The sequence below is a fragment of the Hyphomicrobium sp. genome (genome assembly GCF_020852195.1).
Lineage (GTDB): Bacteria > Pseudomonadota > Alphaproteobacteria > Rhizobiales > Hyphomicrobiaceae > Hyphomicrobium_C.
In genome coordinates this window covers 1-9,809 of sequence record NZ_JADZBI010000182.1, presented here as the reverse complement: position 1 = coordinate 9,809, position 9,809 = coordinate 1, and the positions used below count along the sequence as shown (strand labels likewise).

Below are 9,809 nucleotides of genomic sequence, written 5' to 3'. Positions count from 1 at the left end.
CGGCTGGACGCCAGCATACCTGGAATGCGCCCGACCGGTTCCCATCGGCGTCATCGACACCGGCGTTGACTTGTCACATCCCATACTTGCCGGAGCTGAGATCGAGCTTGAAACCGTGCGGCGAGCGGACCGCCGCCCTTCGGACCCTGCGCACGGCACCGGCGTTGTCAGCGTGCTCGTTGGCCGACCCGGATCACGCGTCGTCGGCATCGCGCCGCGCGCGAAGGTGATTGCCGTCGATGCCTTCCATCGTGCGGGTAGAACGGACGCCACCGATGCATTCGACCTGATCGCCGCGCTTGACGTGCTCGCCGCGCGCGGGGCGCGCGTCATCAACATGAGCTTGAGCGGTCCGGAGAACGTACTGCTTCAGCGCGCGGTCGCCAGGTTTGCGGAGCGCGGCACCACGATCGTCGCGGCTGCGGGAACGCCGTCGGGCACTGGCAGCGGCTATCCGGCCCGCTATGAGGGCGTGTTTGCGGTGGCAGCGATCGATCAGTCGATGCGTCCCTCGCGCCTGTCCGCACGGGGCGCGCATATTGTGCTCTCGGCGCCCGGTGTCGGCATTCCTGTTGCGGCACCGGGCGGAACATCGCGGCTCGCGAGCGGCACCTCTTTCGCAACCCCATTCGTTTCGGCCGCGGTCGCTGTCGCCAAGGCACAAGCCGGGGGAGATAGCGCCGCGACGGCCGCAACGTTGCAGGCCCTCGCGAAGGATCTTGGCGCCCCTGGACGCGACGCCGTCTTCGGTTGGGGCCTCGTCCAGTTTCCCCCGATAGGAGGCTGCTGAGAGCGGACCCGCGAGCCACACAGACGTTGTCCGCATCGGCTTTAGCGTAGCGGTTCGAACATCCTCTGCCCGGCGGGCTACCCACCCGCCAGGGCCTGGCTGAGATCGGCGATGAGATCGTCCGGGTGCTCAATTCCGATCGACAGGCGGATGGTCGCGTCGCCGACACCGATGGCGGAGCGAACCTCTGCCGGCACTCCCGAGTGCGTTGTCGATGCCGGATGGCAAGCGAGCGACTCGGTGCCGCCGAGACTGACCGCGAGCTTCAGAATCTCCAGCCGGTTGAGGAACTGGAACGCTTTCTGCTCGCCACCCTTGATGTCGAACGAGAAGGTCGATCCAGCGGCACTGCTCTGGGCCTTGAAGACCCGGCGCTCGCGCGTCCGCGGCTCGAGGAAGGAAAGGTAATGCACCTTGGCGACGGCCGGATGGTCCCGCAGGAACCGGGCGACCGCCGCGGCGTTGCGATTTGCGCGCTCCATCCTGAGCTCGAGCGTCTCGAGCGAGCGGCCGAGCATCCAGCAGGAGTGCGGGTCGAGTTGCGTACCGATCGCACCACGCAAAAGCCTTACCGGCTTGATCAGAGCAGCGTTGCCGAGCACGGCACCGGCGATGAGGTCGGAATGTCCTCCGACATATTTGGTGAGCGAGTACACCGACAGATCGGCCCCGAGCGCCAGCGGCTTCTGGAACACGGGACCCAACAGCGTGTTGTCGCAGATGACCATGGCCTTGTGGCCCTGCCGCTCAGAGACCTCATCGGCGATGCGCCGCACGAGCCCGATGTCGACAAGCGTATTCAAGGGATTGGAAGGTGTTTCGATCAGGAACAGCGGAATACGGCCATTGGCCTGCGATACCGCGGCGCGCACGATCGTTTCGTCCACTCCCTTCGCGAACCCGACGGCGCGGATGCCAAGCGGCTCCAGCGTGCGCGAAAGCAGCGTCTCGGTGCCGCCGTAGAGCGGCTGCGAATGCACGATGACGTCTCCCGGCCGTGCAAGGGCCAGGACCGTCGTGGCGATGGCCGACATGCCGGATGAGAACAGCACGCAGGCTTCGGCTTCCTCGTAGACTGCAAGGCGCTCCTCCACGATCTCGCTGTTCGGATGGTTGAAGCGCGAATAGACAAGCCCGGCGGACGAACCTTTCGGAGGTTGCCGCCGACCCGCCGTGTAGTGAAAGAAATCGCGTCCTTCCTCCGCGGACCTGAAGACGAATGTGGAGGTCAGGAAGACAGGAGGCTTCACGGCTCCTTCTGAGAGCTGCGGATCGAAGCCATAGCCAAGCATCATCGTTTCCGGGTGCAGCTTGTGATTTCCAATATGTGTCTTGGAGGGGCGCGGAGCAGTCATCGGATATGGCTCCTGTTAAGGCGTTGCGGTCGTTGTGCAAGCGTACCTATGGTCCCGGCGCAGCTCTATGCCGCAAGCCGGCTCGGTAGCGGACGGACCGCTTCCGGCTGTGGCAAGGAACCTGTTCGGCCGAAGCCGGAGTCTATGCCGAGCGGCCCATCCCCGCCAGCGGGCGAACGATCACACGAGGCACTGCTCTTCTCGGGCGCGTGACACACGGCGACGCGCGAGTCTGAGAGATCACGACGTGGCGAGCAAAGGATGAATTGAAGCTAGAAGGCGGACAGGCCGGATTTTCTGGTTCGCTCGCTCGCATCCACGAGATGACGCCGCATGGCCTCAGCGGCCTTGTCGGCATGACCGGCGATCATATTCTCCAGAATGTTGGCATGTTCGGTCCATACCGCCATCTGCATCGCCGGAGAGCGCAAGACTTGGCTCATGGCGCGGCGCAAGTGATGCCAATGCAGCCGCATCGTATCGGCGATCAACGGGTTTCCGGACAGCTCATAGATGAACGAGTGAAAGTCCATGTCGGCCTGCAAGATGGCCTTGCTGTCGCCATCGCGCACCACGCGGCGTCCGTGCTTGATCAGCGCGCGACCGCGAGCAATGCTCGCCTTCGTAAGGCGGGAAGTTGCCAGCGTTACCGCAAGCGGCTCGATCGCCGCTCTGAGCTGAAACAGCGCTTCGATGAATTCCGGCTCGATCGCCGTGACGGTAAGGCCGCGCCTGCCGACCGGCTCGAGGAAGCCCTGTGACTTCAACAGCACCAGCGCGTGCGTGACGGGTTGCCTGGAAACCTTTAGCCGGGCCGCAATGTCCTCCTGGGTCAATCGCTCGCCAGGTTTGAACGTCCCGTCGCAGAGAGCATCGAGAATGACCTCATAAGCCCGCTCCACGAGACTTTTCGAAATTTCCAAGCCTTCCAAGTGCCGCTCCCGCGTCGTTCCGACCGTTTCGTTTTCTAGCGACTGGCCCAGCCCCTTGACAATCCCACTTTGCTTCGACAGTCTGAATTCCGAGTTCTGAATTCAATAACACAACAAGAATGCTGCAGGGGAGAGCGGGCGATGACCCAGCCGATTAGGGTGCTCTTGGCAAAAGTGGGGCTGGACGGGCACGATCGCGGCGTTCGCGTCGTAGCGCGCGCATTGCGCGACGCCGGCATGGACGTGATCTACTCCGGCCTGCATCGGACGCCTGAGGAGGTCGTCGACGCGGCGGTTCAGGAAGACGTCGACATTCTCGGCGTCAGCCTCCTGTCCGGCGTGCAGATGACCGTTTTCCCAAAGATATTCAAGCTATTGGACCAAAAGGGCGTCGATGACCTGATCGTCGTTGCAGGCGGCGTCATGCCGGACGAGGATGTCGTCGAGCTGAAGAAAATGGGGGTGCGCGAGGTCCTGCTGCAGGACGTGCCACCCAAAACCATCGTCGAGACGTTGACTCGTCTCGTCGACGAGCGCGGCGCGCGATAGTTCCGGAGCCCGCCAAATGGAAAACTGGTCTTTTCCCCCAGCCTATGACGCTGCCTACTTCCCCCCCAGCAACTCCCGCTACTGGTTTCCCAAGCGCGAGACGATGCCGGCCGGCGACCGTGAAAAGGCGATCCTGGAGCGGCTGCAGGTTGTATGTCGATACGCCTATGAGAAGTCGGGCTTCTATCGCGATCACTGGAACAAGGCCGGCTTCCATCCCGACCAGCTCCGTTCACTTGAGGATTTCGAAAGCCGTGTCCCGGTCGTCAGCAAGGCCGACCTCCGGAAATCCCAGGCATCGCATCCGCCGTTCGGCGACTACCTCTGCGTCCCCGACAGCGAAATCCACCACATTCACGGCACGAGCGGCACGACGGGTCGGCCGACCGCTTTCGCCATCGGCCGTAACGACTGGATAGCGATCTCAAACGCGCACGCCCGCATCATGTGGGGCATGGGAATGCGCCCCGGCGATATGATCTGCATCGCCTCCATCCTGAGCCTCTACATGGGGAGCTGGGGGGCGCTCGCGGGCGCTGAAAGGCTCGGCGCGAAAGCATTCCCGTTCGGCGCCGGCGCCGGCGGCATGACGGCACGCTGCGCGCAATGGCTCGATACGCTCAAGCCCCAGGCCATCTACAGCACGCCGACCTATGCGCTGCATCTCGCCCAGACGGCCCGCGACGAAGGACTGAATCCCCGCGATTTCGGATTGAAGTGCATGTTCTTCTCGGGAGAGCCTGGCGCTTCCCTCCCGGGCGTCCGCGACAGGATCCAGGACGCCTTCGGCGCCCGCGTGTTCGACTGCGGCTCCATGGCGGAGATGACACCGTGGATGAACGTAGCCGGATCGGCCGAAACCGACGGCATGCTGTGCTGGCAGGACATCGTCTACACCGAGGTGTGCGACCCCAAGACCATGCAGCGCGTGCCGTATGGAGAACGCGGCACGCCGGTCTACACGCATCTCGAGCGCACCTCGCAGCCGATGATCCGCCTGGCGTCCGGCGACCTCACGCAGTGGGTCAACGAGCCCAATCCCTGCGGACGCACGTACCCCCGGCTGCCGACCGGCATCTTTGGCCGTATCGATGACATGTTCACGATCCGCGGCGAGAACGTCTATCCGAGCGAGATCGACCGGGCGCTCAACGAAACTCCGGGCTACGGAGGAGAGCACCTGATCATCATCACGCGGGAAGCCGCGATGGACGAGCTCCTGCTCAGGGTCGAAGCCGCTCCGGAACTATTGGCCGCGGGAACCGACCGGGTTGAGAAGTTCCGGGCCGATATCGCCCACCGCATGCAGAAGCTGATCGGGCTCCGCGCCAAGGCCGAGATCGTACCGCACGGAAGTTTGCCGCGCACCGACTTCAAGGCGCGGCGGGTCATCGATGATCGATCCGTGTTCCGCGACATGCAAGCTCATCTCGAGCGGGAGAAATCTCCTTGAAGCGCTTTGTGCCATCGAGCGAGCTCGTCGTCCGTGCAAGCCGCGGCGAGATTCCCGCAATAAGCCGGCTGATCACGCGAGCGGAGATGGGGCTTGACGAGTGCCGTCCCGCGCTCGCGGAAATCTATCGCAAGGCGGGCAAGGCCCATGTCATCGGCATAACGGGCGTACCGGGCAGCGGCAAGTCAACGCTCGTTGCCAACCTCGCCGCGCAGTTAAGGCGGAGAAACAAGAAGGTCGCCATCATTGCGGTCGACCCGTCGAGCCCCTATTCGGGCGGCTCCATTCTCGGTGACCGCATCCGCATGACGGAGCTCGCGAGCGATCCGGGCGTCTATATCCGCAGCATGGCGACGCGCGGCGCCGTCGGCGGCATGGCGCGCTCGACGCTTGATGCGGTGGATATTCTCGACGTCGGTGGCTTCGACACCATCATCATCGAGACCGTTGGGGTTGGGCAGGACGAGGTGGAGATCGCCAAGGCGTCGCACACCACGGTCGTCGTTTCGGCTCCGGGACTCGGCGACGAGATCCAGGCCATCAAGGCGGGGATGCTTGAGATCGCCGACATCCACGTCGTCTCGAAGTGCGATCGCAGCGACTCTAACAAGCTGGTCGTTGACCTGAAGCAGATGCTGACGCTGGGCCTCGCCTCAAAGGATCCGAAGGACTGGCTGCCCACCGTTATCGGCGTGAGTTCCTACAACGGTACTGGCATCGATGAGCTCGCCACGGAGATCGAGCGCCACCGGGCCGCGTCCCTGGCGACAGGGCGTGCACACCAGCGCGAGCTCGCCATCGCGAGCTTCCGTCTGGAGAAGACCGCGGAAACACTGTTGATCGAGCGCTTCCTCAAGACCTTGGAACCGTTGAGGCCGGCACTCGCCAGCACCCTTTGCAAGCGCGAACGCGACCCCTATTCGGCCGCGAACGAGCTTGTCTCGAACGCTTTACCTCAATCCATCGATCAGACGGAACAGGCAGCACGAGCATGGACGCGAAGACGATGACCGCGATCAAGGACGAGATCAGGGACTGGGAACAGAACGAGGTCGCTCAGTTCCTGAAGAAGCAGGCCGAGCGAAAGGAAGCGTTCTATACGCTCGGCGACTTCCCGGTGAAGCGCGTCTACACGGCGGCGGATCTTGAGCACACGCCGCCCGAGGACATCGGTCTTCCGGGGCGCTATCCGTTCACGCGTGGCCCCTACCCGACCATGTACCGGTCCAGGAACTGGACCATGCGCCAGATTGCGGGCTTCGGCACCGGCGAGGACACGAACAAGCGCTTCAAGTATCTGATCGCACAGGGCCAGACCGGCATCTCGACGGATTTCGATATGCCGACGCTGATGGGCTACGACTCCGACCATCCCATGAGCGACGGCGAGGTCGGGCGCGAAGGCGTGGCCATCGACACGCTTGCCGATATGGAGGCGCTGTTCGACGGCATCGATCTCGAGAAGATCTCCGTCTCGATGACGATCAATCCGACGGCGTGGATCCTGCTCGCGATGTACATCGCGCTCGCGGAGAAACGCGGCTACGACCTGAACAAGCTCTCGGGAACCGTCCAGGCCGACATCCTCAAGGAGTACATGGCCCAGAAGGAATACATATTCCCCGTAGAGCCGTCCGTGCGCATCGTTCGCGATTGCATCACCTACAGCGCACGACACATGAAGCGGTATAACCCGATCAATATCTCGGGCTACCACATCTCGGAAGCCGGCTCTTCTCCGTTGCAGGAGGTGGCCTTCACACTAGCGAACCTCATCGTATACGTCGAGGAGGTTCTGAAGACCGGCATGAAGGTCGACGATTTCGCCCCTCGCCTCGCCTTCTTTTTCGTCTGCCAAGCCGATTTCTTCGAGGAAATCGCCAAATTCCGCGCCGCGCGTCGATGCTATGCCAAGATCATGAAGGAGCGCTTCGGCGCAACGAATCCTGAATCCATGCGCCTGCGCTTCCACTGCCAGACGGCGGCTGCATCACTGACCAAGCCGCAATACATGGTCAACGTGATCCGTACGACGCTGCAGGCCCTCGCGGCATCGCTTGGCGGCTGCCAGTCCCTGCACACCAACGGCTATGACGAGGCCTTCGCCATCCCGACCGAGGATGCGATGCGCATGGCGCTGCGCACGCAACAGGTGATCGCCGAGGAAAGCAATGTCACGCAGGTCGTCGATCCGCTGGGCGGCTCTTACTATGTCGAGGCGCTGACCACTGAGTACGAGCGCAAGATCTTCGAGATCATCGAGGACGTCGACAAGCGTGGCGGCGCGCTGAAGCTGATCCAGGAAGGCTGGTTCCAACGCCAGATCGCCGACTTCGCCTACGAGACCGCGCTGCGCAAGCAGTCGGGGGAAAAGCCCGTCATTGGCGTCAACCGTTTCGTCGATGGAGCACCCGATCCCGAGATCCACACTCATCCCTATGATGTGACGACGGCGACGCGTCAGATCGAGCGGACGCGCCGCGTACGGGCCGAGCGCGACCCGGTTAAGTTCAGTCAACTGCTGGACAAGCTCGTCGAGGTCGCAAAAGACCCCAACGAGAACATCATGCCGATCAGCATTGAGCTCGTGAAAGCAGGCGCCACGATGGGAGATTTCGTGGAGACGCTACGCGCCATATGGGGCACCTACCGCGAGACTCCGGTCTACTGAGGCATGCATGCGTCAAAGCCGGACATCGGTCAGGAAACTCAGGGTCACGGCACGCGCTGGAGACCTCGACTCCACACTGCTGCTATTGACGCATAGCGTTTCGTATGGGCACAAGCGGCTGAGTGTCCGGCGGTATCTGATGGCACGGGCCCTTGGAGCCATAGAGCTTCAGGTTGCAAAACCTTTCTGCCGTCTCGCCAGTCGGACCATGTCCCTCGAGGATATCCTCGATGCAGCGCGCATGGCCGTGCGCTCTGCATCGAAGCCGACAGGGATCTACGAGGTTGTCGCTGAGCTAGTCGGACTCCCCATGCCACTTATTCTTCCTTACGAGGGCGTCAGCCCAAAGATCAACGGCGAGCCGCGCGCGAGCGGCAGACATGCGAGCTTGATCGGACGCGCGGAGATCGGCGCCCGTTTCACGATGGCGCCCCGCGCCGTGATCCGGGCCGACGGGCATTTCGTCCGTATCGGAGACGACTTCAGCATTGGCGTCGGCTCCACGGTGCACATCGCCCACGGCGTGCTTCCGACCATTGTCGGCCATCGCGTCGCCGTAGGTGACAACGCCTGCGTCCACGCCTGCACGGTCGGCGACGACTGCGTCATCGGGCATGGCGTGGTGGTGCTCGATGGCTCGGTCGTCGACGACGATGTCGTCATCGAGGACGGTGCAACCGTGTTCCCGCGGGGGAGGCTCGAGAGCGGCTATCTCTACGGCGGATCGCCAGCCAAGCCGATCCGAAAGCTCACGGAAGGCGAGCGTGAGATCCGCTCGCTCCAACTGCGCGAGGCCGCAGCGCGGGCAATCGTCAAGGAGCAAGCCGATGCCGCTCCGCCCTCCTCACATGAGAATTTCGTCGCGTCGACGGCAAACCTGCGCGGCCGCGTCGAAATGGCGGAGCGTTCGAGCGTCTTCTTCTCCTGTGTGCTTGATGCGAAGGACGGCGAGATCTCCATCGGCCACGCGACAAACATCCAGGACAATACGTTGATCGAGTGCACCGGCGGCAAGGTCGTCATCGGCACGGACACCACGATCGGTCACAACGTCACCATACGCGACAGCGTGATTGGAAACCGCTCCCTCGTCGGGATCGGTGCTTCGCTCAGTCCTGGCACCGTCGTCGAGGACGATGTGCTCGTCGCCGCCGGAGCGACCACCACCCCCGGCCAGCGTCTGATGAGCGGATCGGTCTGGGGTGGCCGGCCAGCCCGGCCCATCGGCGTGCTCGACGAGGCCAAACGGCAGATGATGCAGGAAATCATCGGCCACTATTGTCAGTATGCGGAGACGTACAAGTCCATCGAGGATAGCGCTTCGTAAAAAGGAGGGCGTGTATGAAGGAGCCTATCGGCCGCGAGATTGCCATTGACGACGGCGGCGTGGTTGCGCTCGGCCCCCGAATGCGCGCCGCTCGCGAGTCATCTTTGATCGAGCTCCTCGAGACGCTGGGTGAGCTCAACGCGTGGGTCGGCGTCATCGCATCTGTCGCCACGTCGAGCAGGATTCAGGTCGTCCTTCCGCTCGTGCAGCATGATCTTTGCCACTTGTGCGATCAGATCAACCTGCAATCCGCCGCGCCCCTCTCGCGCCAGCATCTGGCGCGTATCGATGGCGCAATCTCTCGTCTCGTGCCGGATGGGATCGCCATCGAGGAGGACCTGCTTCCTCCCGGCGGACCGTTGCCGACGGCCTTTGCGCATCTTGCGTGGACCGTGTGCAAACGAGCCCGGAGACAACTCGCCTCCGTGCTCTCGTTGCACGGTTCCCGTGGCGCATCCGGCTCCGGCGCGATCGCTGATGACGTTGCGCTCATTTATCTTCAGCGGCTCGGCATCCTGTTGCGGATCATCGGCGACATCGAGTCCCGCTAGGGCATAGAGATCTATCGGCCCCATCGAGTTTGTCCTCGCAAGTCTTCTTGCGCGGACATCATCCTCTCAAGAATCAGCACGTCGAACCGGAGAAGGTCATGCGCGTCTATTACGATCGTGATTCCGACATTAATCTGATCAAGTCGAAGAAGGTTGCCATTGTCGGCTACGGCAGCCAGGG

Annotated in this window: 9 protein-coding genes; 7 read left to right on the top strand and 2 right to left on the bottom strand. The window is 62.9% G+C overall.

Annotation, left to right across the window (positions count from 1 at the left end):
• Nucleotides 1–790 (top strand): S8 family serine peptidase (locus IT540_RS15585; protein WP_291179903.1); only part of this gene is annotated, 790 nt, incomplete at its 5' end.
• Between the two features lie 77 nt (nucleotides 791–867).
• Here IT540_RS15585 and IT540_RS15580 read toward each other — a convergent pair.
• A complete protein-coding gene (locus tag IT540_RS15580; protein ID WP_291179900.1) occupies nucleotides 868–2,145 on the bottom strand; it encodes a cystathionine gamma-synthase family protein in 1,278 nt (425 codons plus the stop codon).
• Nucleotides 2,146–2,417: 272 nt separating this feature from the next.
• Nucleotides 2,418–3,077, bottom strand: coding sequence for a GntR family transcriptional regulator (locus IT540_RS15575; protein ID WP_291179897.1), 660 nt, complete (start codon nucleotides 3,075–3,077; stop codon nucleotides 2,418–2,420).
• Nucleotides 3,078–3,218: 141 nt separating this feature from the next.
• Here IT540_RS15575 and IT540_RS15570 point away from each other — a divergent pair, with 141 nt between their 5' ends.
• The 6 genes from IT540_RS15570 to IT540_RS15545 all read left to right on the top strand — a co-directional run bounded on the left by IT540_RS15570 (nucleotide 3,219) and on the right by IT540_RS15545 (nucleotide 9,628).
• Complete coding sequence (locus tag IT540_RS15570) at nucleotides 3,219–3,626, top strand: cobalamin B12-binding domain-containing protein (RefSeq protein ID WP_291179894.1); 408 nt, start codon at nucleotides 3,219–3,221, stop codon at nucleotides 3,624–3,626.
• Nucleotides 3,627–3,642: 16 nt separating this feature from the next.
• Entirely contained in the window at nucleotides 3,643–5,079 is a 1,437-nt protein-coding gene (locus IT540_RS15565; RefSeq protein WP_291179892.1) for an AMP-binding protein, read from the top strand.
• A complete protein-coding gene (meaB, locus tag IT540_RS15560) occupies nucleotides 5,076–6,089 on the top strand; it encodes a methylmalonyl Co-A mutase-associated GTPase MeaB (protein ID WP_291179889.1) in 1,014 nt (337 codons plus the stop codon). Before IT540_RS15565 ends, meaB begins: the two co-directional genes overlap by 4 nt.
• Nucleotides 6,071–7,750: a methylmalonyl-CoA mutase family protein gene (locus IT540_RS15555; protein ID WP_291179887.1), complete on the top strand. Its 1,680-nt coding sequence runs from the start codon at nucleotides 6,071–6,073 to the stop codon at nucleotides 7,748–7,750. The genes meaB and IT540_RS15555 overlap by 19 nt, the downstream gene beginning before the upstream one ends.
• A 310-nt stretch (nucleotides 7,751–8,060) precedes the next feature.
• The gene (locus IT540_RS15550) at nucleotides 8,061–9,077 is read left to right on the top strand and encodes a DapH/DapD/GlmU-related protein (protein ID WP_291179884.1); all 1,017 of its coding nucleotides are present in this window, start codon (nucleotides 8,061–8,063) and stop codon (nucleotides 9,075–9,077) included.
• A 14-nt stretch (nucleotides 9,078–9,091) separates the two neighbouring features.
• Nucleotides 9,092–9,628 carry a hypothetical protein gene (locus tag IT540_RS15545; protein WP_291179881.1) on the top strand — a complete coding sequence of 179 codons (537 nt, stop codon included), beginning with the start codon at nucleotides 9,092–9,094 and terminating at the stop codon, nucleotides 9,626–9,628.
• Nucleotides 9,629–9,809 lie beyond the last annotated feature (181 nt).